Here is a 25,501-nt window from a genome sequence, read left to right as displayed (position 1 = left end):
GATATATAACATGCTAAATATTTCAAAAAAGTACCCACAAATTAAATCATATCAATTAAAGGATGGAACAACAGTATTTCGTTTTACCGTATACCTTGGCGTTGATCCTTTAACAGGTAAAGAAAAAATCGTAACCCGAAGTAAATTTAAAACTGTAAAACAAGCGGAGCGAGCAATTGAAAAGTTAAAATTTGAATTTAGTAACGGGCTAAATCCCTCAAATATGTTAAAGACGTTTAAAGATGCTTATGTATTTTGGGAAGAAGCATATAAAGTATCAGGAATTACGATGAGTACTTATTCTAAAACAGAGGGTTATTTTAAAAATCATATTTTACCGTTCTTCTGCGAAAAGAAATTAGCAAAAATTAATGTCGCAATGTGCGAGCAATTTGCTATCGGACTTTCAAAAAAACTGAAGTATTTTCATCACATTGTTAACTATGCTTCAGATGTTATGGAAACAGCGTTTCGTCTCGGAGATATTCATAAAAATCCTTTCAAGTTTGCACGAATTCCAAAGGAAGTACCTCATACTCAAAACGACAATTACATCGAAGTAGCAGATTTCAAAAAATTACTTCAAGTTTTACCCGAACTAGCTTATAAAAAACAATGTTTATTACGTCTTCTTATGTATACAGGGATGCGTAAAGGCGAATTATTGGTTTTAACCTGGTCTGATGTAGATTTTGATAACGGACAACTTTCGATTCATTCAGCTTACTCCTATTCAAAACATAACAGGGGTAAAAATGTTGGTCTTACCAAAGGTAAAATTAGTCATATTATTCCTTTAGACCCTACAACCTTAGAGATGTTGAAAACATGGGAAGAGTTACAATTTAGACAGTTGAAGCAATTGGGTCTACCTCGTAAATCGGATAACGAACAGATAATTTTCAATAACACAGTCAATAAATATTTAAAAACAAGTTCTCCAAATGAATATCTAACTGAAGCTATTGATAAAGCTAATATCAAGTATGTTACAGTTCATGGTTTACGCCATACCCATGTAACACACCTTCTTGAAGCCGAAGCAGACTTTTTTGGTATTAAGGATCGTGTAGGACATTCAAAAAAGGAGAATACGACTCATATGTTTTATTCGCATGCTACAAATAAAATAAAACAAAATACTTTACAATGTTTACTTGATTACTATAAAGAATTTGATATCAATTAATCAGGAAAAAAACAGATGAAAAATGAAATTTAAAAGAAAATACCGGACTTAAAATGTTACGAAGAGTGCCTCTAAGGAATTCTCATTCGATGACTTTCCACTCTGCACCTCCCGATATTTAATCGAATAAATATTTATTTAATACGCAATAGAGCCTCAAAACTCTATTGCGTTTTTTGTTGTCTTACAATGTCTTATTTGCTAAAGCGTCGCCTATCACATAAACTGAAACTGTAGTACTAGTTACTACAACCTCTTTGTCTCCGTAAGCACGAAACAGGAGGAACATATGGTTAATATTAAAAGTTATAAACTAAAAACTAATGAAATCCGATATAAATTCCACATTTATATTGGCACAGATCCATTAACAGGCAAGGAAAAAACAACTACTCGTAGCGGCTTTAAAACAAAGAAAGAAGCTAAAGAGGCTTATTATGAGTTGCAACAAGAAATTAAAAATGGTACTTTCGGAAAAGTTTCTAAAGACACGTATCAAGAGGTCTATGAATTATGGTTAGAACAATATGAAAATACAGTAGAAGATAGCACCCTATTAAAAACTAAACGTATTTTTACCAATCACATTTTAACTGCCTTCGGATCATATCGAATTGCTAATATTGATGCCGCAATCTGTCAAAAGCATGTAAACCAATGGGCCAAAAAACTAAAGCGTTTCAAAATGGTGAAGAACTACGCAGCTCTTGTTATGAAGTACGCTATGAAACATGGCATCATTGATAATAACCCTTTTGAATTAATTGAAATGCCTATTATCAAAACAAAAATTTCAATTGATGATGACGGTGAAGAATTTGAAAATTTTTATTCGCGTGAGGAGCTTGTACAGTTCTTAACCCTTTTACAAGAAGACCCTAATATTAAAAAGCGAACTGTTTTTCGTTTGCTCGCTTTCTCTGGAATGCGTAAAGGGGAAATTTTCGCTTTAAAATGGAAGGATATCGACTTTGATACTTTTGATGTTCGAATTACTAAAGCAGTGAAACGTGGCGAGAAAGGGCTTTATCTTGGACCAACCAAAAATGGTAAACCTCGAACAATTAAAATTGATGAAGAAACCATTGAGATTTTAAAATTATGGCGAAGTGAGCAAGAAAAGATTTTTGCTGAGAAAGGGATTAACACTAATAAGAAGCAACAATTAGTGTTCTCTAATATTTACAACGTTCTACAAGACCCTAATAAAACTGTACAATGGCTTTCAGACTTCCTTGAAAAACACAGTTTGGAGCATATTACGACACATGGACTACGTCACACACATTGCTCGTTGTTATTCGAAGCGGGTGCCTCGATTAAAGAAGTACAATATCGTTTAGGCCATAACGATGTGAAAACAACATTAGAAATTTATGCTCATGTTACGCGAAAAACGAAAGAAGGTACTATTAATAAATTTACAGCCTTTTTAAACAATGAATCCGAATAATTTCTAACAAAGGATTAACAAAGGTTAATAAGGTTTTTAATAAGGATTCAATCCAATTCAGTACAACTCAAAGGCACTAAAAAAGTGCCATAAACGTTGATATATCAACATTTATGACACTCCATGAAATTCGGTAAATTTCAATGTATGGAGACGGCGGGAGTCGAACCCGCGTCCAGAAACTCCAATACTTCAGCTTCTACGCGTGTAGTTTGCCTATTTACGATTCACGTAACATTATGCCGACAAACAGGCGTCCTGTACGCTAACCTGGAAATCTCTTGCCGATGACTCAGGTGGCACCATCGACCGTATCCCACTAAAGTTGGGCCCCACGTTCTCTACATGGGCGATAGAGAGGCAGAGCGCTTACGAGCTTACGCTGCGAAAGCTAAGTTTTGTTGTTTGCCAGTTATTATATAACTGTCGTTGATGACGGAGCCGAGCCCTCCGACGCGCGACCAAAGCTTGAACCATCCCTGTCGAATCCGTAACGTCCCCTTGAATATGAAGCGAAGCAGCTTGGCCTCGTTCAAACAAAGAGCTAGAATTGCTTCTAGTACGGTGGGAGCTTAAAAGTACGCTTCCATGAAATCTGGCAATCAGTAATACATATTATAAAACAAAATGAGAGAGAGTTCAAGTGTACCGCTTTAATAGAAAAAATTGGCTTAGCTATAAATACTATCCGCCAGATTAAGTCTGCTATCCATTACTTTTGCTACTCTATCCACCACTTTTCAACCTCTATCCGTCACTTTCGCCATTCTATCCGCCACACTCGCTCGCCCCACCCAACAACGAAAAAAACTCACCGCTATTCGCAGTGAGCTTTATCTAAATCTATTAAAATTGATTTTTTGCCTTGAAGGCACGTTCCATCTCGCGTTTGGCTTCTTTTTTGCGCATGTCGTTGCGCTTGTCGTAGTCTTTTTTCCCTTTACCGATGCCAATTAGGAGCTTGGCGTAGCCATCCTTGATGTACATTTTCAGTGGAACGATTGTGTAGCCGTCACGTTTTACGGCACCGACTAGCTCGCCGATTTGCTTTTTGTGGAGCAGCAGCTTGCGAGTGCGTAGTGGATCGTGGTTGAAACGGTTGCCTTGTTCGAATGCGCTAACGTGCATATTGTTGATCCATGCCTCGCCATTACGGACGCGGACAAAGGAGTCTTTCAGTTGGACTTTGCCTGCACGGATGGATTTGATTTCTGTACCTGTTAGGACCATGCCTGCTTCGATTGTTTCTTCGATGAAGTAGTCGTGGCCTGCTTTTTTGTTTTGTGCTAATACTTTACCAGAACCTTTTGCCATATCTTTCACCCTCTACTTAAAAGGTTGAGCTTAAGCGAAAGCACCCTTCCAATGGATACTTTCGCTTAGGCTTATTTACGTTTTGTTTTTTTCTTTTTGCCTTTTTTGGCAATGCCCTCATAGAACTTTTGCTTTTGCTTCACGCGTTTTTTAGGACCTGGGCTTGAGTCATCTTTGCGGCGTCCACGTGGATCACGGTCGCTTTCGCGTCGTTCACCTTGCTTTGATGATGAGCTACGAGTTCCACGGTCATCCTCTTGACGACCACCTCTACGATTGCCACCACGTCCGCCTTTTTCCTCATCACTGCGTGTGCTTCGGCGACTGCGTCCACCTTTGTTATCGCTGTAATTTTTACGTGCATGAATAACAGTTGGTGCTGCTTTGCGTGTTCGTCCATATGAAGTTACCATTCCAACGATTTCAAAGTCAATGGATGACTCCTCAATAATGACATTTGCCACACGAACTGTCACTTCATCACCAATACGGAATTGGCGATTTGTTCGTTCCCCGATCATAATCATTTGACGATCATCGAAGCGGTAGTAATCATCTGTCATATTGCTAATATGGACAAGTCCTTCGATGGTGTTTGGTAGCTCCACGAAAATGCCGAAGTTTGTAATGGATGAAACAATTCCTTCGAATTCTTCGCCAATTTTGTCGGACATATATTGTGCTTTTTTCAGTGCGTCTGTATCACGTTCTGCATCAACAGCACGACGTTCACGCTCAGATGTGTGGTCAGCAATTTCATCCATTGCCATACTCCACTGTGCAACGGTTTCTCTCGATGTATCCTTGTTAATTAAATACGTGCGAATTAAACGGTGTACAACTAAGTCAGGATAACGACGAATTGGTGATGTGAAGTGTGTATAGAAATCTGTTGATAAGCCAAAGTGTCCAAGACTTTCAGGGTAGTACTTCGCCTGCTGCATTGAACGTAAGAGCATCGTTGAAATAACAGGCTCCTCTGGCATCCCTTCAATGGCCTTCAATACATCCTGTAATGCCTTAGGATGAACGGTATTACCAGTACCTTTAATTAAAATACCGAAGTTCGTGACAAATTCAAAGAAGCGTTGAAGCTTTTCAGGCTTTGGATCTTCGTGAATACGGTATAGAAACGGTACATTCATCCAGTGGAAGTGCTCTGCCACTGTTTCATTGGCAGCTAGCATGAAGTCTTCAATTAATTTCTCCGCTACTGTTCGTTCACGTAATTCAATATCAACTGGCCATCCTTCTTCGTTTACGATCACCTTGGATTCTTTGAAGTCAAAGTCAATGGCTCCTCGCATTTCGCGTTTACGGCGTAAAATACCAGACAGCTCAGCCATGTTTTTAAACATTGGAACAAGTGGCTCATAGCGTTCAATTAGTGCCTCATCCTGCTCCTCTAAAATTTTGTAAACGTCCTTATACGTCATACGCTCAGTCGTTTTAATGACACTTTGGAAAATTTCATGTGCAACCACATTACCATTCGCATCAATAATCATTTCACAGGAGAGTGTTAAACGGTCAACCTGTGGATTTAATGAACAAATACCGTTTGATAAACGATGTGGAATCATTGGAATGACACGGTCTGTTAAATAAACACTTGTCGCACGATCGTAAGCTTCAATGTCAATGACTGAGCCTTGCGTTACATAATAACTTACGTCTGCAATATGTACGCCAAGCTTATACGTACCATCTACATTTTTCGTTACGGTTACAGCATCATCTAAATCCTTAGCATCTGCACCATCAATTGTCACAATCGTTTCATGACGTAAATCACGACGACCTACTAAATCGGCCTCGGTAATTTCATCTGGCACACGTTGTGCAGCAGCAATGACTTCATCTGGGAATTCAGGTGGAATGTCATGCTTATACAAAATGGATAAAATATCCACACCCGGATCATTTTTATGTCCTAAAATTTTTGTAATATAGCCTGTAGCAGATTTTAAATCCTCTGGCCATGTTGCTACCTCAACAACAACCTTATGTCCATCGACAGCTCCTAATGTATCTCCTTTGGCAATAAAGATATCCATTGGTAGCTTTTTATCATCTAGGACAACAAAGCCGAAGCCACGGTTAGCCTGAAATGTGCCGACAAAGCTTGTTTGACCGCGCTCAACGACCTTTGTAACCGTCCCCTCACGTCGATCACCAAATGATTCCTTTAAAACACGAATCAGAACGATGTCTCCGTTAATGGCACCGTTAATTTCATGCGGTGGAATGAACACATCATCCATGCCCTCGACATCAGGTGTCACGAAGCCAAAGCCCTTCGCATGTCCGATAAATTTACCTCTTAGCAAATTCATACGCTCTGGTAGGCCATAGCGATTGGAGCGAGAACGCACAACTAAGCCCTGCCCTTCCATGCGGACAAGCGTTTTTACAAGCTCCTTGAACTCCTCCGCATCCTCAAAGCCGAATTCATCCTCGATTTCACCGACGGTTAGTGGTTTATAATCATCTTTGCTGAAAAAATCGAGTAAACGACTTTGTAGTGTATCTTTTTGATCTTTCATACATATTCCCTCCTTCATGAGAAAATCCTATTTATAATTATTGTGCCCAATTTAGGCTTTCTAAAAAGCGATAAATGTCCTCATGTAATTGATCTTTTTCTTGATCTAATGTAATAACATGTTTTGAGTTTTCATACCACTTGATGTGCTTTTCAAGTGACTCAGTTTGATTATATATAATGTTGGCAGATTCTGTCTCTATTACTTCATCATTTGTAGCTTGTACGACAAAAATAGGCGCATAAATCATGTCAATTTCTTGACGAGTGCGGGCTATAAATTCTCGTAGTTGCTGTAGAGATGGCATGCCTTTGTCAGCAATACTTGCAACTTCAGCTTCAATTTGTTCTTCCTGTTTCCCTTGGAACTTTTTATAGTCCCTTGCATATTTCAAGACACCCTCAAACATAACGTCGGTTGTACGCATTGTCATAGGGGCACACATTGTAACAATTCCTTTAACAGGATTATTTAATGCAACGTTTAATGCCATAACACCGCCTAATGAAAGGCCAGCAACGGCTATTTCCTGATAGCCAGCATCCTGTAACTGTTTGTAGGCGGCAACAACATCCTGCCACCAGTCTGCTGGACCTGTTGTGATTAGTTCTTCTGGTTCCACACCGTGACCTTTATAGTGAGGTGCTAATGTAGTATACCCTTTTTTCTCTAAAAATCTACCAAGCATTCGTACGTCTGCAGAGCTTCCTGTGAAGCCGTGTAATAATAAAACAGCACGTGGTCCTGCCTGAAAGAAAAATGGCTGTGATAATGATTTGTTCACTGTAAGCACTCCTTCATTCTAAAACACTTATACATACTATACCCATTCTCGTCATCTCGATGATGCCCAGCGGATGGCATTGGTTATTTCGTCACAATTCATTTTTAACTACTGAGAGAGAATTTACCATTTAACAATGATAAAAGAAAACGCCCAACCAATTCGGTTAGGCGATATATCTTCAACTATTAGATTTTTGTAATAGCGATTGCTAATAAAAAGAACACTATAGCTAACACAATTGTTGCACGGTGAAGGATTAAATCCATACCACGTGCTTTTTGCTTTCCAAATAGTTGCTCAGCTCCACCCGAGATGGCACCTGATAAGCCTGCACTTTTACTAGATTGAAGTAATACCACAACGATTAACGCTAATGATACGATAACTAATGAAACTAATACTACTGTATGCATTCACTGCACCTCCCGAACTTTGAAACATCACAACAGACTACATTATAACAAAAAAAGGTTACGATGACAAACTTCGCTTTATGTTTTGCTGGAAATTTTCCGCCTCATGCTTCCATCCTTGTCGACTTATGCTACTATTTGTGGATGTCACTCCCTGTAAATTAAATTATAATGGCAAAAATGAATTTTTTTGGAGGGTGGGAAAATGAATAAAAAAATAGCAGCGCTGCTTGTATTATGCTGCATGATTCCCTTTCTTACGGCATGCTCAAAGGCCATTGACCTACTTCTTGAGGAAGAGGATGTAACAACTACAACCTTAGCAGAAGATACAGAGAATGATATGAAGAAACCAGAAAGTAAAGCGTTATCTGCCTCTTTTTCACCGAATGATCTTTTCTCAACCTCATTATTTAAGGATGATCCTGCCTTACTACAATTCACTAAAAGAGTCGAAAAACAAGTAGCAAAGTTTGAACAGCACTTTGAAGTCCCTTATACTGGGAAGCTAAACTTCGAAGATTTTGAGGTGCAGCTGAATGACTTAAATAGCCTGCTTTCCTTCGTTAATCCCTATACAGCTGGTTATTTTCTTACTTATGAATGGACGGCTTGGGAAACAGATGATGGCTATCTGGTAGAGTTGTCGATTGATTACTTAACAGATGCCAAAAAGGAGCAAAAGGTCGATCAATATGTAGAGGCTTTTGCTGACCAGTATATTACGACAGATATGACAGATTTTGAACGTGCTAAAATCATTAATGATACGGTCGTACAGTTAGCCACTTATACAGAACAAGGCTCTACTGAGGGACAAACGGTTTTTGAGCTGATAGACGAGGAAACTGCGGTATGTCAAGCCTATGCTCTGCTAGCTTATCGCCTATTATTAGCTTCGGATTTAGAAGCGAAATATGTTTATGGCTATAGTGAGGATCAGCTGCATGCTTGGAATTTAGTCAGTATCGATGGCAATTGGTATCATCTTGATACAACGTGGAATGATGTGGATTCAGCGGAGCCTTACGCGATTTCCTATGAATACTTTTTAGTCAGTGATGAAAAACTAAGCCAAGATCATTTATGGGTAAAAGAGAATTATTTTACTGCTACAAATAACAATTATGATTTTATGCATGATATGTGGTATGCCAATACTGTGGATGATGTGATTTATTATAATAGTATCAATGATAATATGGTCTATTCCTATAATTTAGCCACCAATGAAAACAATCAAATTACAGAAGCGGCATGCTATTATTTAGCTACTTATGATGATTCCATTTATTGCAGTGACTATGACAATGCTGGTTATTTAACAAAAATTAATGTTCAGGACGGCTCAGAAGAAGTCTTACTTGAAGATGAAGTCCTCAACTTGTACATCGAAGAAGACATTTTATATTATGAAACGATTGATGGCGCACAACATCAGGAAAATTTGTAATGCCCCAAAAGAATCTGTGTGACTATTACACAGATTCTTTTCTTCCTCTTTATTTACATAATTACCATCTTTCATTAACAAACCTTTAACGCTAGCTTTACACCCTTCCTTTACACTTACAGTTGAATTCACCTAAAGGAGGAAAATCATGAAATACGCAAAAAAATGGACTTCATTGTTTTTAGCAAGTGCAGTGACTTTATCCGCAGTTAGTATCCCACAGCAAGAGGTACATGCAGCCGAAGTAAAGAAACCGACAAATGTCATTATGCTTGTGATGGATGGTAGCAGTAATAATGCTGTCACCCTTTCTCGTTGGTATAAAGGTGAAAGCCTAGCAATGGATGAAATTTTATCAGGTGCTATGCGCACATATTCTGCTGAATCAGCCATTACTGATTCCGCGCCTGCTGCTACAGCATTAGCAACTGGGCATAAATCGAACGATAAATATATAGGTGTGCTCCCCTCTGTGATCAACTCCCCTGGATTAGCGCAAATCGCTAAGGAAGATGCCTTCCGACCTGTAGCCAATGTGCTAGAAGGAGCTAAGCAGCAAGGTAAGGCTACTGGGTTAATTTCTACTTCCGAAATTCAACATGCTACACCAGCTGGTTTTTCTGCACACGTCAACAATAGAAGTCAATACGGGGATATTGCAGAGCAGCAGGTTTATCAAAATATTGATGTTGTCTTAGGCGGTGGTCTGGAATCACTATCACCAGGCACATCGAAAAATGCTCGTCAAGATGGCGAGGATTTAATCAAGGTTTTGAATGAAAAAAATTATGATCTCGTTAAAACGCGCGATGAGCTATTTAATAGTCAATCCTCAAAAATTTGGGGAAGCTTTGCGCCAAGTGCACTTGCTTATGATTTAGATCGTGCCAAAACAAGAGCATCTGAGCCTACACTTGCTGAAATGACAAATAAAGCAATCAATACGCTGAAAAAGGATGAGGATGGCTTCTTCCTCTTTGTAGAAGGTAGTAAAGTTGACTGGGCTGCACATGCCAACGATACTATTGGTATCATTAGCGATATTTTATCATTTGATGATGCAGTGAAAGAAGCGGTTGATTTTGCGAAGGAAGATGGTAATACTTTAGTCATCGCAGTAACTGATCATGGAAATAGTGGCATTACGATGGGGAACGCTAACACTACTAGTACCTATTCCAGCATTCCAGTCTCTGCGTACATCGACCCGTTAAAAAAAGCTACAATGACCATTGAAGGAGCTTTAAGCCAACTAAAAGAAGATCGCTCGAATTTAGTTGAGGTCGCTGCTCTTTATGGCTTAGATTCATTAACGGAGGACGAGCTTAAAACATTACATTCTGCTAAAGACTTAGGCAATGAAATGGTAAAAATGCTAGCCAATCGTGCAAACATTGGTTATACAACAGGTGGCCATACGGGTGAAGATGTATTCTTATATTCATTTGGTCCTTCTAAATTGACAGGATTAGTAGAAAACACTGATTTAGCCCATACAATGGCACGCTTTATGGGCTTTGACTTAAACACATTAACAAATGATTTATATGTGCCTGCAACGAAGGCATTTACGGAAAAAGGATTTACAACAAAAATTGACTTATCGAATAAAGAAAACCCAACATTTATTGCACAAAAAGCAGATGTTACAGTGAAAATTCCAGTCAATAAAAACACGATGATCTATGAACAAACTTCAACAAACACGGCAAAGACTCATACATTTGATACAATCAATGTCTACAATGGCTCTGAATTTTATGTATCTAAAAAAGTTATTAATGAAGTGAAATAAAAATAATAGCGCGAACATAAGTTGAGATTATTCCCTTATGTTCGTGCTTTTTTTACATAACTAAACCAGCCAATAATTTGTAAACTCTACATATCCCCCCAAAACCTTAAATTTACCTTAAATTAATCTTATGATTTACTGAATTCATCTTAATTCAGCAACATTTTTCTCCACATTCCGTCAAATCAGTGTTAAAAACATAAGGTAAGGATTTTTAACTAGTAAATTACTATTTTTTGAAAGTTTAATCTTATACTTTTTTTCATTGGAGGTGGACAAATGCAATCCATCAAAAATAATGAGTATTTACGCTTCATTGGCTTCACGCTGTTTTATTTGATTGTTTTGGTACTGTTGTTTCTTATACATGGCTTCCATGATATGAACGCTGGACCATTTATATATACGGAATTTTAAATAAAGGAGATTAAAATATGTTAAGTATTTTGGCAGCTATTGAACGTGTGGCCATCCAGCAGCCACAAAAAACTGCTTATCAGACACACAATGCCTCCTTAACTTATAGTGAGCTTTGGCATTTATCGGATCGTCTTGCCGATTATTTAATGAAGCTTAACTTGCGGAGACAACAACCTATTGTCATTTATGGACATATGTCCCCCCTGCAAATTGTTGCGTTTATCGGAGCTGTAAAGGCTGGCCATCCATATGTACCTGTTGATTCATCAACACCATCGGAAAGATTACAGCTCATTACAGAAGCTTCTGGAGCAGGTTTAGTATTGACAACAGAGCTATTACAGATGCAGATGAACATTCCCGTTATGGCAGTGCATGATATTCTGGATGCCTCATCAAAGGACGTGATCCTATCATCCGCAACATGGGTTCAAGATGAGGATATCCATTATATTATTTACACTTCTGGTTCAACGGGTCAACCAAAAGGGGTTCAAATAACAGCTAGTAATCTAACACACTTTGTTATGTGGATGCAGGAGCACTTTCCTTTACAGGAAGACGGCGTATTTTTAAATCAAGCACCTTATTCCTTTGATTTATCTGTTATGGATCTCTACCCAGCTCTTGTTGGTGGACACACACTTTATGCGATTACACAGCAAGAAATTGCTAATCCAAAAGCGTTGTTTGATTCATTAGCGACGTCAAATACTCGTGTATGGACTTCTACACCTTCCTTTGCCAAGATGTGTTTGATGAACAAAGAATGGGATCAAAAACTCATGCCTGCATTGGATACTTTTTTATTTTGCGGAGAGGTTTTACCGATAGCGGTATGTAACGAGTTGATGCTCCGCTTTCCACAGGCAATAATTTATAATTTATATGGTCCTACAGAAACAACCGTCGCTGTATCCTATGTAAAGGTGACGAAAGAGCTAGTAGCTCGCTTCGAACAATTACCGATTGCCCCTATAACGGAGCCAAACGTATCTGTAGCTGAAGATGGAGAAATTATTATTTCAGGGCCAACCGTTAGCGCAGGGTATTTGGGGGCGCCTAAATTAACAGCTAAAGCTTTCCCGATCGTGGATGGCGATCGCATCTATCAAACGGGTGATATAGGCTATGTGCAGGATGGTTATTTGTTCTTTTCAGGTCGTAAGGATTTCCAAGTGAAATTACATGGCTACCGTCTAGAGATTGAAGAGATTGAAAAACAAATTAGTAACCTGCCACCTGTTTCAAGCTGTGTCGTTGTACCTGTTTATAAAGAGAAGGAAATCATTTCTCTTAGTGCCCATATTGTTTTACATGAGCCATTAACAGACGGTGCTTTTAAAACAACAAAGCAATTGAAGGCACTTTTATCAGCGTACTTACCTGCCTATATGATACCGAAAACGTTTAAATATATGGACGCTTTACCACTAAATCCAAATGGTAAGGTAGATCGTAAAGGATTGGCGGTTATGGAGACAGTATGACGCCTTATGGAAATATAGCATTTTTTGTGATCATCGGACTTTTATTACTACCTACCATCCTCTTAGGGTTACGAGGCAAATCTTCGAAACGCTATAATCTTTTTGTTTCGGTCATTGTCTTAGCATTAATCTTCGGACATTCAATGAATGGGACCATCTCGCTCGTATTATTTACTGTCTTTCAGGTAGTTCTTATTGTGGCTTATCAGCGTTACCGACTTCAGCAAAATAGCGGAACCATTTTTATAATAGCAGTGCTTTTATCCATATTACCCCTGATTCTTGTGAAGGTTTTGCCGATTCTCGGGTTACATCATTTATTTGGCTTCCTTGGTGTATCCTACATTACGTTTAAAGCGGTGCAAATGATTTTAGAAACCCGTGATGGCTTGATGAAAGAGAAATTTTCGGTAGTAGAGCTAGTCTATTTCTTATTATTCTTTCCTACCGTATCATCGGGACCTATTGATCGTTGGCGTCGTTTTACAAAGGATTTTCATACCGTGCCTTCCTCGGAGGAGTACCAAAAGCTGCTATTGAGTGGCATTAACTATATTTTTGTCGGCTTTTTATATAAGTTTATTTTGGCTTATTTAATTTACAACTACACGCTTATTTATTTGCCTAACCATACGTATAACTATTTGACACCTTTTCAGGGGCAGCTAGCGTATATGTATATGTATAGCTTTTACTTATTCTTTGATTTTGCTGGCTATAGTGCATTTGCTGTTGGTGTGAGTCGGATAATGGGTATCCAAACACCGATTAACTTTAATCGCCCATTCGCCAGCCGCAATATTAAAGATTTTTGGAATCGTTGGCATATGAGCCTTTCCTTCTGGTTTAGGGATTATGTCTATATGCGCTTTGTCCTTTGGATGACAAAGAAAAAATGGTTAAAAAATAAATTTGCTATTTCGTATATAGGCTTCTTTTTACTATTCTTTTTAATGGGTATTTGGCATGGTCTGGAATGGCACTTTGTGGTCTATGGACTCTATCATGCCCTATTGATTATTAGCTTTGATAAATTTGAGCGCTGGAATAAAAAGCATAAGCGTTGGCCAAAAAATAAATGGACGCATGCTATTGGCGTAATCATAACGTTTCATGCTGTATGCTTTGGCTTCTATATTTTTTCTGGCACATTATTTTAAACAAAGGGCTGTAAGAGCCTGTTCACTAAAGGAGAATTATTAATGGATCAACAACAAGTTTTAGAAATGCTAGTCGAGTTATGTGAAGATGAAATTATTGTAGAAAATCCAGATATTGATTTATTTGAAGAAGGTTTACTAGATTCATTTGGGACAATTAATTTATTAGTTGAAATTGAAAACCGTTTTAATATTTCTGTCCCTATTACTGATTTCAATCGTGAAGAATGGAATACGCCTAATCGAATAGCAGGGAAATTAGCTGAAAGACAATGATCAAAAAAGGCTTTCTTTCTTTATTTATTGCATTTGCTCTTTTTACTGGCTTTGTCTTTTTTCCTAATGCTTGGATTAAAGCATGGATATCCAATGAGGATGTGGAGCAAGCCAAAACAAACATGTCTCCACTTGTATTTCAGGGCACCTATTTACAGGAGCGAATGTTGCAGGAGCCTAGTTCCATGCCACTTTATGGCTCCTCAGAATTAAACCGATTTGATCCATTCCATCCATACAATTATACGCGAGCAACTGATGCTCCGTATTCGACATTTATGATTGGGCGTGGAGGCATGCAGTCCATTACCCACTTCTTGAATTTCGCAGCACAAGAAAACAATTTAAAGGATAAAAAAGTGGTCTTTATCATCTCCCCGCAGTGGTTTACAGAGAAGGGCATGGGTGAATTTCACTTTTCACCGAATTATTCCATGTTACATGCTTATGATTTAGCCTTTAATCAGGAGATGGATGCCAACCTTCGTAAAAGAGCTATGGAGCGCCTACTTGAATTTGATACTGTCAAACGAGATCGCCTCTTAAAGACCATGTACCAATATCAAATGTCTAACGGCAAGGAAAAACCAATTACTGGACGTATGGCCATGGTCGCGGGGCGTTTCCACAAGGAGTTACTAGAAAAGAAGGATTTATATTATTCCCTTTTCCCACGTAAAGGTCATGCATTAAAAAGTAATGACAAGCTCATTGCCAATCAAAGCTTTGAGCAACAATTGCAGCATGCAGAGGCATATGGGGAGAAGCGTGTATCCAACGACTATATGATTGAAGATCGCGCCTATCAGCGACTTGTAAATGCTAAATTTTCAAAGTTTAAAGATATACGAAAAAAAGAGGATTATACAAACTCTCCTGAATATGAGGATTTCCAACTAGTTATCGATGTTTTAAAGGATGCAGGTGCCAAACCACTATTCGTCTCCATTCCAGTTAATGGCTATTGGTATGATTATAATGGCTATCCTGAGGAACGTCGTCAAAAGTATTACGATAAAATGGAGCAAGTATTAAAGGATGCAAATGTTGCCTATGTTGATTTTTCAGATCATGAATATGATCCTTACTTTATTATGGATACGATTCATATTGCCTGGAAGGGCTGGGTCTATCTCGATCAAGAACTAGATCAGCATTGGTCACAGCCATAACAATAGTCAGGACAGTCTAATATTAGTAGACTGTCTTTTCTTATTATCGTAAGAGACCTTTTATGTAAAGCGCCATTTGCTCACTTATATCTCATTTAGGTTTTTCAATAGCTTCACTTAATTGTTGAACCTGCTCTTCCTGATCATTAGAGGCTGCTTCAATTTGCTCCATGCTTTCCATAAGTGCTTGAATATTACTCGTAATCGTTTTAAGAGAGGTTTCAATTTGTTCTGTTACTGTAGCTGTCTCACTAGAAAGCTTCCTTACCTCTTGATCCCCATAGCCCTATCCCCCTCTAATTTTCTTTATTATACTTGACTGCTTGGGGTATACATACTTCTAATAAAATACCTCAAAGTATGTACATACTTTGAGGTATTATTTGTCTATTATTTAGTTGTAGAACGATTGTAAACCAAGGTACTCAGCTGTTAAACCAAGTTGCTCTTCAATGCGAAGAAGTTGGTTGTATTTTACTACACGGTCTGTACGTGATGGAGCACCTGGCATGAACCTTAATTGATTATGGTCAATTCTATGAAGTCTACAATAAATTCGGGAGTCTTAGTGAACACAAAAACTTGAAATTTCGGATTTCGCTTGTTCCGTTTTGTAAGGTCCAAATTGTGACTGTATGAATGGTTGAATCGCCAAACTCTTCTTGTACACGTTCTTCAATCCATTGGCTTTTGCGTTCAAAGTGATATTTAAATGATAAAGTCCTTTGTCTGTTAAGTTCTTTCTTCGTTCATTAATAAAACCCTCCACCGATAATGTTTTTGTATCCTAGTAATTGGTGGATTTTGTGTAATAAATATTAATGGTAACAAACAGAAAAATTTGCATACAATTTAAAAATTCACCTATTTTTCATCTGTGTAAAATTGTTCAATATACTGCTCTTCTTCCTCGGGCGATAATAAACGAGTTGCTCTTCCTGAATTTGTTGTGTCATCGCCACCTTGCAATTCCCAAATTTTATTATGGTCGTCAACGGCGTTTGAAAAGTCACCTTTCGACCATCTTTCTAATATTGAAATGTAAAGATCTTTATATTTATAATCGTTCATTTTAACTACAGTTAACAATCGGTCAACTTTTTCTTGTGTTATTCGCTCACGACCCCATTGAGAAGCAGCTTTCACTTTTTGGTGAGACATGCTATGGATGGTTTCATTTACTTTGCTTTCCATTAAATTGTCAGGATAAAGCAATTCTTCTTTTGTAACTTTTTTATCTTCAAGCGCTACTCCGTCAACAACAATAGTGGCTCTTTCTTTTTTGGTAACAGGTTTTTCCTTTTGTTCGGTGGATTTAATGTAACCAAAAATCCCTCCAAAAATTATCAATATTGCAATGATAACAATTGCAGATTTTGTTTTTCTCTTCATGTTATTAACTCCTCATTGTAATTTATATCATTATATCATTATGTAATTATGTATTGGTTTATATTATGTAATTAGGATAATAATAACAGAGTGTTCAATGACTATAGTACGAAAACTGTTCGTAGATAATGGTATATACTTTGTATTCAGCATGTTAACCAACGCAAAATTGCGTCCTTAATTAAATACAACTAATACAATTTTGTATGCGTTAATCCGTCACAGGTGCTCTCTATAGAGGAGAGTACCTCAAAAAAACATTGCTGAGGTATCTAGCATTTTGCTAGGTACATAACGTTTTTACAAGGGGGGCGTGTTTTGCGACTCCTTTTACATGAACTGTAGAAACGTTTTCAATTTCATTCACCTCATGAAACTCGTCCAGATATTGAATGAAGTGAGTTGTATTGTAGTTATAAATTTTTGTTGTTCTGATTGAATAATTTTTAATCTGCAAATGTAAATTCTTTCAACAAATCTTTAATAAGCACGAAAAAACCTCCAATCTACAAGTGTTTCTCACACTTATAAATCAGAGGTTGAAACAATACATCCGTATTGCCTATTTTCTCTTCAATCAAATACCTATTTTAAGTTATAGAAGGAATTTAAACCAAGATACTCTGCTGTTGAACCAAGTTGATCTTCGATACGAAGAAGTTGGTTGTATTTAGCTACACGGTCTGTACGTGATGGAGCACCTGTTTTAATTTGACCAGCATTTGTTGCAACAGCGATATCAGCAATTGTTGCGTCTTCTGATTCACCAGAACGGTGAGAGATAACTGCTGTGTAGCCTGCACGTTTTGCCATTTCGATCGCTTCAAATGTTTCAGTTAACGTACCGATTTGGTTTACTTTGATCAGGATGGCATTGCCTACGCCCTGCTCAATACCAGCAGATAACTTTTTCGTATTTGTTACAAATAGGTCATCACCTACTAATTGTACGCGACTGCCGATACGGTCTGTTAATAGCTTGTGTCCAGCCCAGTCGTTTTCGTCTAAGCCATCTTCAATTGAAATGATTGGGTATTTATTTGTTAACTCTTCGTACCAATCCACCATTTCTTCAGAAGTTTTGACTACACCTTCACCATCTAAGTGGTATTTGCCATCCTCTTTATTGAATAGTTCAGAGGATGCTACGTCCATTGCAAGTTTCACTTCGTCACCTGGTTTGTAGCCTGCTTTTTCAATCGCTTCTAAGATCACTGTAATCGCTTCTTCGTTAGAGCCAAGGTTTGGTGCGAAACCACCTTCATCACCTACTGCTGTGTTGTAGCCTTTTGCTTTTAGAACAGCTTTTAGGCTATGGAAAATCTCAGCGCCAATACGTAATGCATGACTGAATGATTCTGCACCAACAGGCATAACCATGAATTCTTGAATGTCTACATTGTTATCTGCGTGAGCACCGCCATTTAGGATGTTCATCATTGGTACTGGTAATTGCTTAGAGTTGAACCCACCAAGATATTGATAAAGAGGTACATCTAAATAATCTGCCGCAGCATGTGCAACTGCCATGGATACACCTAGAATTGCGTTGGCACCTAGCTTGCCTTTGTTTTCTGTGCCATCTAGCTCGATTAAAGCTTTGTCGATGACTACTTGATCAAGAACAGAATAGTTACCTTCCAATTCTTCCGCAATAATTGTGTTTACATTTTCAACTGCTTTTAATACACCTTTGCCTAGGTAACGAGATTTGTCACCATCACGTAATTCTACCGCTTCGTATTCACCTGTTGATGCACCTGATGGTACGATTGCGCGACCAAATGCGCCTGATTCTGTAAATACTTCAACCTCTACTGTTGGGTTCCCACGTGAGTCTAAAACTTCGCGCGCATAAACTTGTGTAATAAATGGCATAATTAATTCTCCTCTTTTTCAATTAATGATTGTCCTGTCATTTCAGTAGGCTGTGACACCTCTAATAATTCTAACATGGTTGGAGCTAAATCGGCTAAAATACCACCATTTCTTAACATTATATTTGGTTTTGTCACAATTACTGGAACAGGGTTTGTTGTATGAGCTGTCATTGGCTCACCTGCTAAAGTTAACACTTCATCAGAGTTGCCATGGTCAGCTGTAATAATAGCTGCGCCCCCTTTTGCAAGGAGTGCATCTACTACTTTTCCTAAGCATTCGTCTACTGCTTCAATGGCTTTAATAGTTGGCTCCAGCATTCCACTATGACCAACCATATCAGGGTTGGCAAAGTTAAGAATAATGCCATCAAATTTTTCAGCGGCAATTTCTGCAAGTAAAGCATCTGTCACCTCATAGGCAGACATTTCAGGTTTTAAATCGTATGTCGCCACCTTTGGAGAAGCAATTAAAATACGTTCTTCACCTGGGAATTTTTCCTCACGTCCACCACTCATAAAGAATGTAACATGTGGATATTTTTCAGTTTCCGCAATGCGCAACTGTGTTTTTCCATTCGTCGCTAATACTTCACCTATTGTATTTTTCAAGTTGTCATTTTCATAAGCAACCTGTGCGTTGACTTCATCACTATAGTGTGTGAAGGACACAAATTTTAAATTCTTTGGATGATTTGCAGATATAGCAAAGCCATCGAATGCTTCATTTGTAAACACTGTTGACAGCTGAATTGCACGATCAGGACGGAAGTTAAAGAAAATCACAGCATCATGATCGCCAATTGTTGCTACTGGCTCGCCATGCTCTTGAATGCTAAATGGGATGACAAATTCATCTGTTACCTCACGCTCATAGGATGCTGCTACACCACTTTTAGCACTTTCTGCTGTTTGACCAACGCCATCCACTAGGACATTATAAGTCAGTGCGACACGATCCCACCGTTTATCACGATCCATTGCATAGTAACGTCCATGAATTGAAGCAAATTGCCCTATGCCTATATCAGCCATTTGCTTTTCAGTTTCTTCGATATAGTCTAATGCTGTTGTTGGACCAACATCACGACCATCTAAGAAGCCATGTACATAAACTTCATCTAATCCCTGCTGTTTAGCTAGCTTCAATAGTGCAAACATATGCTCATAATGACTATGGACACCACCGTCTGACAATAAGCCCATAACATGTAGCTTTGACTGATGAGCTTTAACATGTGCTACTGCATCTAAAAAGGCTTGATTCGTGAAGAAATCTCCATCACGAATAGATTTATTTAAGCGTGTTAAGCTTTGATATACGATACGTCCTGCACCGATATTTAAGTGCCCCACCTCGGAATTCCCCATCTGTCCTTCAGGTAATCCAACGGCTTCTCCCGCAGCTGTTAATGTCGCATGAGGGAATTGATGCCAATATCGATCAAAATTTGGCTTATGCGCCTGTGCTACTGCATTCCCAAATGTTTCATCTCGAAATGCAAAGCCGTCTAAAATAATTAATGCTACTGGCTTTTTAGGCATTTGCTGCCGCCTCCAATAATTTTAAATAAGATTCTGGTTGTAAGCTTGCTCCACCAACTAAAGCACCATCAATATGTTCTTTCGATAAAAGCTCCTGAATGTTATCAGGCTTGACACTGCCACCATATTGAATGCGCAAAGCATTCGCAGTTTCAGCATTATATAGCTCTTCTACTACTGCTCGAATCGCTCCGCATACTTGATTTGCATCGTCTGCTGTAGCAGTTTTACCAGTACCAATCGCCCAAATCGGTTCATACGCAATGACCATATGCTCTACTTGCTGTGCTTCAAACCCAGCAAGTGCCGTTTTAATTTGGCCTGCCACTTTTTGCTCTGTTGTGCCTGCTTCACGTTCTTCGAGTGTTTCGCCACAGCAAATAATAGGCACGATAGCGTGTGCAAGTGCTGCTGCTACCTTCTTATTAATCGCTTCATCTGTTTCGTTGTAGTATTCGCGACGTTCTGAGTGTCCTAAAATGACATAGTCAACATCCACACTTGCTAGCTGTGCTGGACTAATTTCACCAGTAAAAGCACCTTCATTTTCATAGTGCATAGTTTGTGCACCAATTGCCAGCTCTGACTCACTAGCAACTTGCACAAGTGTAGGTAGGTAAAGAGCTGGTGCGCAAATAACAGCATCTACTTTGTCATTGGAAGGAAGTTTTTCTTGTACAGCATCTACAAACTGAATAGCCTCTTCAAATGTTTTAAACATTTTCCAGTTACCTGCAATAATTGGTTTACGCATCATTTTGCCTCCTATTAGCTTATTTATCGTTTAGTGCTACAATCCCTGGAAGCTCTTTGCCTTCCATTAATTCTAAGGAAGCACCACCACCTGTAGAAATGTGATCCATTTTATCTGCTACTTCAAATTTTTCAACTGCCGCTGCCGAATCGCCACCACCAATTACTGTGTAGCCTGCTGTTGTTGCCATTGCATCAGCAACAGTTTTTGTGCCGTTTGCAAATTTGTCCATTTCAAAGACACCCATTGGTCCATTCCAAATGATTAATTTAGAGTTTTTGATAACTTCTGCATAGTTTGCAGCCGTTTTTGGTCCAATATCTAGACCCATCCAATCAGCTGGAATAGCATCTACATCAACGATTTGTGTTTCAGCATCCTGTGAAAATTCATTTGCCACAACAGCATCGACTGGCATATGTAATTGCACACCTTTTGCTTTTGCCTTCTCAATAAAGGACTTTGCTAGCTCGATTTTATCTTCCTCTAGCAATGATTTACCGATATCGTGGCCCTGTGCCTTAATAAATGTAAAGGATAAACCACCACCGATAATTAAGTGATCTACTTTTTCTAATAGGCTTTCAATAACACCAATTTTATCTTTTACTTTGGCACCACCAATAATGGCTGTAAACGGATGCTCAGGGTTAGACAAGGCTTTACCTAGTACATCTAATTCCTTTTGCATTAAGAATCCAGATACAGCTGGAATATGCTTAGCGATTCCTTCTGTAGAAGCATGCGCTCGATGGGCTGCACCAAAAGCATCATTAACATAAATATCTGCTAGCTGAGCAAATTGCTGTGCTAATGTTGGGTCATTTTTCTCTTCACCAGCATGGAAGCGTACATTTTCAAGCAATAGAATATCTCCATCTTGCATGTTTGCAACGGCTTCTTCCACTGCTTGCCCAATGGATTCATCAAGCTTCGTAACAGGCTTGCCCATTAATTCCCCTAAGCGAATGCCAACAGCTGTTAAACGCATATCCTCTTTTACCTCACCTTTTGGACGTCCTAAGTGAGAAGCTAGAATAACTTTAGCACCCTGCTCTACTAAATACTCAATTGTAGGAATCGCTGCACGAATACGCGTCTCATCGGTAATAGCACCATCTGCCATTGGCACATTAAAATCTACACGTACAAAAACGCGTTGACCCTTTACATCAATATCTTTCATTGTTTTCTTATTTAACATGAAGAAACTCCCTTCAAAGTTTGTTTTAGTTTTACACCCTTGTGTTTTACCCATCTTGGCTCTACACCATGCTTACTAAATTGAAAAGTCAGTTTAGTACTTTCAGCGTCACTATCTCATGTAAGTATGATTCTCCAACTTTTGATAATGAACCCTAATACTTGTTTTTATAGTAGCAAAAGTTAACTGCGATGTCTTGCAATCAACATGTATCAATTACGTCTCAGCGTAATTGTGTCCAGATTTTTTTAGAACTTGCTTTGAAACATTCCTCTTCAAAATCCGTGACATTCGCTGAGGCTTTTATCTTGATTCAGTCGTGATCGGACACCAATGAACCAAGAGAGTCATTTGTGTATGCATCTCACCACCTATAAAGGTGGGTGTTTTCTGCTGAATCTAGAAAAAAAGGAGTAAGGGTTATCCCTTACTCCCAATACCCTTGTATATTATATCTATTCGATATTATAAAGGCTATACTTTTTGTGCATAAAAAGCAGTAATATGTCACACTTTTTACTCAAAATGTCGAAATATGATACTTATTTATGGTTTAAGCCTTGTTCAGCAATGTATAAAGCTAGGTCCATTAAGCGAGTAGAGTAACCAATTTCGTTATCATACCAAGCTAAAACTTTCACCATTTTGTTTTCTAACACCATTGTTGAAAGGCCATCTACCGTAGCAGAATAATGGTTACCGTTATAATCAATTGATACTAATGGTAGCTCATTGTAATCTAAAATGCCTTTTAATTCATTTTCAGAAGCTTCTTTTAATGCTGCATTAATTGTTTCTTTCGATACATCTGCTTTTAGCTCTACAACTAAGTCAACACATGATACGTTAGGCGTTGGCACACGCATAGAGAAACCATCTAGCTTACCTTTTAATTGTGGTAATACTTTTGATACAGCTACCGCTGCACCTGTTGTTGTTGGAATCATAGACACCGCTCCAGCACGTGCACGACGAGGGTCAGAGTGTGGGAAGTCTAGAATTCGTTGGTCATTTGTATAAGAGTGAATTGTTGTCATCATACCACGTTCAATGCCAAATTTCTCATCAAGCACTTTAGCTACTGGTGCTAGACAGTTAGTTGTACAAGAAGCATTGGAGATCACATCATCAGTTGCTGGGTTATAATCCTCATGGTTTACACCCATAACAAATGTAGGCATTGCGCCTTTTGCTGGTGCCGATAGAATCGCTTTTTTCGCCCCTGCTTCAATATGCTTGCCTACTTCTTCCATTGAACGGAATCGACCAGTACATTCAAGCACTACATCTACGCCTAATTCGCCCCATGGTAATTGGGCAGGATCTTTTTCAGCATATACTTTTACACGTTGACCATTTACTACGAAAGAATCTTCATCTGCATTGACTTCAGCATCATAGATACCGTGTACTGAATCATATTTCAATAAGTGCGCAAGCTGACCAGCATCTGTTAAGTCGTTTACGGCTACTACTTCAAATTCATCATGCTTCATTGCCTCACGAAATACTAAACGTCCAATACGTCCAAATCCATTAATCGCTAATTTTAATGCCATTGTTAATTCCTCCAATAATGTGTGATGTCTGTCTCTATGAATAGAGACATCAAAATTTACTTTATGCTCATTCAAAAAATGCTTTAGCACTTTCTGAGATCGAGTGACATGTTTACAACTTTGCCATCATTCAAGATGCTTATTTTCTATAGAAGATATTTTAGCAGCAATTGCTTTGGCCGCTGCTTCATCTGTTACAAATATGGTTTGCTTAGGTGCTACTTTGAAATAAGAAAGCATTGCATTGACCTTCTGTTTTCCTGCTGCAACTGCAATGATCTGCTCACTGTTTTGTACCTGCTCAAGCTGGATACCAATTGTGCGTATACGATGTACTATTTCTCCGTCGGCATTGAAATAATAGCCGAAAGCCTCACTCACAGCGCCTTTTTCCTCAAGAATTCGTAAATCCTCAGGAGATGAGTTACGACGAATCGCCATTTCCTCTGCAGAGCCAATCCCATGAATGACGCAATCTGCTTGATCATAGAAGGCCATCATTTCTGTTACCATCGGCTCTGTTAGCATCGCTTGATAAGCTTGCTCACTTAAATGCTCTGGTAAAAATAAAGTACGGTATTGTGTTTCCATTTGCATGGCAAATGTTGCAACAAGTGTATTGGCCTGCATTTGCATTTCATGTCCAATCCCCCCGCGTGCAGCTACAAAAGTGATATCCTTTTGTCCGTCTAAAGGATGTAAAAACTGCGCAAGTGAGGCAACAGATTTTCCACCAGTGACAGCTACAACTTGCTCATCAAAAGCAGCCGACATAAATTGCAATGCTGCTTCTTTGCCTAGCATGCTTAGGATTGTATGATCCTCATTGTAATCACCAGGAACTACGACTACACGTTGGATGCCAAAGTGGCTTTCAAGCACTTTTGCAAGCTGGGTTAAACCAGACCATTCATAAACGATAGCTCTTAATTTTTCAATGACTATTTCACCATCATCTGTACATACCATACCCGACTTTTGCGCATCTAATAACCCTTGTTCACGTAAAATATCAGTTTCTTTGCGTATTTCTCTTTCTGTCATTTTCAGTGAATCAGCTAGTGTACGTCGTCCGATTGGTTGCATAAGTTGAACGGCTTGCAATATTCGATATCTTGCTTGCAGAAGCGGATACATTTCAGGAAGTAGCCTTTGCTGTGCCTCTGGAACAGTTAACATATCTATCTACTCCCCTAATTAATAGTGGTGGGTTTGTTTTTAACCCACTTATTTATTTTGTGTCCCACTTATGGTTTTATTATAATATGCATTGTTTTAAAGTGCAAGTAGTTGTATTGTTCTGGATAAAAAAAAGCCTCATAGCTCTAAAAACAGCTACAAGACTTTGTTGAACTTATTTAGTGAAAGATAAAATGGCGTTCTTTTTAAAACCTTCTAAAGCTTTTGTTGCTTCAGTTTTATTTGTAAATTCAAAAATACGAACGTCCTTTTTCTCAAATACTGTAATAACCCACATTGTAAAATCTCCCTTCACATCATTCATTTTTGTAATATAACAACCACTAAAATTTGTGATACATTTGCTAAACTGTTTTATAACAACTTCTTACTTGATACCTATTCTACTCCGATTTTTAGGAAAAGAAAGTCTAATGTGAAGGTCTTCACAAACTGTTCAAATTCAAACCGCTTTCATTGAACAATTTGTGAATTGTGAGAATGACAGCTAATAATAAAGTCA

The 25,501-nt window shown here is 38.4% G+C and carries 21 protein-coding genes, 1 other RNA gene and 1 pseudogene; 9 read left to right on the top strand and 14 right to left on the bottom strand.

The genetic code is table 11. The annotated features are described in order from the left end of the window. Positions 1-10 precede the first annotated feature (10 nt). Complete coding sequence (locus V1L66_RS04945) at positions 11-1,189, top strand: tyrosine-type recombinase/integrase (RefSeq protein WP_333003703.1); 1,179 nt, start codon at positions 11-13, stop codon at positions 1,187-1,189. 289 nt (positions 1,190-1,478) lie between these two features. Then, positions 1,479-2,642 (top strand): site-specific integrase, encoded by a 1,164-nt coding sequence (locus tag V1L66_RS04940; RefSeq protein WP_333003704.1) that lies wholly within the window; start codon positions 1,479-1,481, stop codon positions 2,640-2,642. Between the two features lie 145 nt (positions 2,643-2,787). Here the strand turns inward: V1L66_RS04940 and ssrA are convergent. The 5 genes from ssrA to secG form a co-directional block, all read right to left on the bottom strand. Further along, positions 2,788-3,143: a transfer-messenger RNA gene (gene ssrA, locus V1L66_RS04935) on the bottom strand. 345 nt (positions 3,144-3,488) lie between these two features. Beyond that, the gene (smpB, locus tag V1L66_RS04930; protein WP_016994795.1) at positions 3,489-3,956 is read right to left on the bottom strand and encodes an SsrA-binding protein SmpB; all 468 of its coding nucleotides are present in this window, start codon (positions 3,954-3,956) and stop codon (positions 3,489-3,491) included. Positions 3,957-4,027: 71 nt separating this feature from the next. After that, the gene (gene rnr / locus V1L66_RS04925) at positions 4,028-6,502 is read right to left on the bottom strand and encodes a ribonuclease R (RefSeq protein WP_333003707.1); all 2,475 of its coding nucleotides are present in this window, start codon (positions 6,500-6,502) and stop codon (positions 4,028-4,030) included. Positions 6,503-6,539: 37 nt separating this feature from the next. After that, on the bottom strand, positions 6,540-7,286 hold the full coding sequence (locus tag V1L66_RS04920; RefSeq protein ID WP_016994797.1) for a carboxylesterase: 747 nt from the start codon (positions 7,284-7,286) through the stop codon (positions 6,540-6,542). Between the two features lie 188 nt (positions 7,287-7,474). Then, positions 7,475-7,702 (bottom strand): preprotein translocase subunit SecG, encoded by a 228-nt coding sequence (gene secG / locus V1L66_RS04915; RefSeq protein WP_004228101.1) that lies wholly within the window; start codon positions 7,700-7,702, stop codon positions 7,475-7,477. Positions 7,703-7,907: 205 nt separating this feature from the next. Between secG and V1L66_RS04910 the strand changes: the two genes are divergently transcribed. The 7 genes from V1L66_RS04910 to dltD all read left to right on the top strand — a co-directional run bounded on the left by V1L66_RS04910 (position 7,908) and on the right by dltD (position 15,468). Beyond that, positions 7,908-9,155 (top strand): DUF5050 domain-containing protein, encoded by a 1,248-nt coding sequence (locus V1L66_RS04910; RefSeq protein ID WP_016994801.1) that lies wholly within the window; start codon positions 7,908-7,910, stop codon positions 9,153-9,155. A 148-nt stretch (positions 9,156-9,303) separates the two neighbouring features. Continuing rightward, the gene (locus V1L66_RS04905) at positions 9,304-10,950 is read left to right on the top strand and encodes an alkaline phosphatase (RefSeq protein ID WP_333003709.1); all 1,647 of its coding nucleotides are present in this window, start codon (positions 9,304-9,306) and stop codon (positions 10,948-10,950) included. A gap of 279 nt (positions 10,951-11,229) precedes the next feature. Continuing rightward, on the top strand, positions 11,230-11,367 hold the full coding sequence (locus V1L66_RS04900; protein WP_004228095.1) for a teichoic acid D-Ala incorporation-associated protein DltX: 138 nt from the start codon (positions 11,230-11,232) through the stop codon (positions 11,365-11,367). Between the two features lie 17 nt (positions 11,368-11,384). Then, a complete protein-coding gene (gene dltA, locus V1L66_RS04895; protein ID WP_258860339.1) occupies positions 11,385-12,860 on the top strand; it encodes a D-alanine--poly(phosphoribitol) ligase subunit DltA in 1,476 nt (491 codons plus the stop codon). After that, positions 12,857-14,020: a D-alanyl-lipoteichoic acid biosynthesis protein DltB gene (gene dltB / locus V1L66_RS04890; RefSeq protein WP_333003713.1), complete on the top strand. Its 1,164-nt coding sequence runs from the start codon at positions 12,857-12,859 to the stop codon at positions 14,018-14,020. Before dltA ends, dltB begins: the two co-directional genes overlap by 4 nt. A gap of 42 nt (positions 14,021-14,062) precedes the next feature. Continuing rightward, a complete protein-coding gene (gene dltC / locus V1L66_RS04885; RefSeq protein WP_016994756.1) occupies positions 14,063-14,296 on the top strand; it encodes a D-alanine--poly(phosphoribitol) ligase subunit 2 in 234 nt (77 codons plus the stop codon). Further along, positions 14,293-15,468 carry a D-alanyl-lipoteichoic acid biosynthesis protein DltD gene (gene dltD / locus V1L66_RS04880; RefSeq protein ID WP_333003714.1) on the top strand — a complete coding sequence of 392 codons (1,176 nt, stop codon included), beginning with the start codon at positions 14,293-14,295 and terminating at the stop codon, positions 15,466-15,468. The genes dltC and dltD overlap by 4 nt, the downstream gene beginning before the upstream one ends. Before the next feature lie 394 nt (positions 15,469-15,862). Here the strand turns inward: dltD and V1L66_RS04875 are convergent. The 9 genes and pseudogenes from V1L66_RS04875 to V1L66_RS04835 all read right to left on the bottom strand — a co-directional run. Continuing rightward, a pseudogene (locus V1L66_RS04875) lies at positions 15,863-15,973 on the bottom strand (hypothetical protein); the annotation flags it as partial. 359 nt (positions 15,974-16,332) lie between these two features. Continuing rightward, on the bottom strand, positions 16,333-16,860 hold the full coding sequence (locus V1L66_RS04870; protein WP_016994759.1) for a DUF6241 domain-containing protein: 528 nt from the start codon (positions 16,858-16,860) through the stop codon (positions 16,333-16,335). Between the two features lie 585 nt (positions 16,861-17,445). After that, the gene (eno, locus tag V1L66_RS04865) at positions 17,446-18,738 is read right to left on the bottom strand and encodes a phosphopyruvate hydratase (RefSeq protein ID WP_333003719.1); all 1,293 of its coding nucleotides are present in this window, start codon (positions 18,736-18,738) and stop codon (positions 17,446-17,448) included. Between the two features lie 2 nt (positions 18,739-18,740). Continuing rightward, complete coding sequence (gpmI, locus tag V1L66_RS04860) at positions 18,741-20,282, bottom strand: 2,3-bisphosphoglycerate-independent phosphoglycerate mutase (RefSeq protein WP_333003721.1); 1,542 nt, start codon at positions 20,280-20,282, stop codon at positions 18,741-18,743. Next, the gene (tpiA, locus tag V1L66_RS04855; RefSeq protein WP_333003724.1) at positions 20,275-21,036 is read right to left on the bottom strand and encodes a triose-phosphate isomerase; all 762 of its coding nucleotides are present in this window, start codon (positions 21,034-21,036) and stop codon (positions 20,275-20,277) included. Before tpiA ends, gpmI begins: the two co-directional genes overlap by 8 nt. A gap of 19 nt (positions 21,037-21,055) precedes the next feature. Continuing rightward, on the bottom strand, positions 21,056-22,240 hold the full coding sequence (locus tag V1L66_RS04850) for a phosphoglycerate kinase (RefSeq protein ID WP_333003726.1): 1,185 nt from the start codon (positions 22,238-22,240) through the stop codon (positions 21,056-21,058). 542 nt (positions 22,241-22,782) lie between these two features. Continuing rightward, positions 22,783-23,799: a type I glyceraldehyde-3-phosphate dehydrogenase gene (gene gap, locus V1L66_RS04845; protein ID WP_333003728.1), complete on the bottom strand. Its 1,017-nt coding sequence runs from the start codon at positions 23,797-23,799 to the stop codon at positions 22,783-22,785. Positions 23,800-23,925: 126 nt separating this feature from the next. Further along, the gene (locus V1L66_RS04840) at positions 23,926-24,978 is read right to left on the bottom strand and encodes a sugar-binding domain-containing protein (protein WP_333003729.1); all 1,053 of its coding nucleotides are present in this window, start codon (positions 24,976-24,978) and stop codon (positions 23,926-23,928) included. Positions 24,979-25,153: 175 nt separating this feature from the next. Beyond that, entirely contained in the window at positions 25,154-25,276 is a 123-nt protein-coding gene (locus V1L66_RS04835; protein WP_004228055.1) for a hypothetical protein, read from the bottom strand. Positions 25,277-25,501 lie beyond the last annotated feature (225 nt).

It is taken from the genome of Lysinibacillus sp. IITD104, from assembly GCF_036698265.2.
Classification (GTDB): domain Bacteria; phylum Bacillota; class Bacilli; order Bacillales_A; family Planococcaceae; genus Lysinibacillus; species Lysinibacillus boronitolerans.
This window is presented reverse-complemented; position numbering and strand designations above follow the sequence as displayed.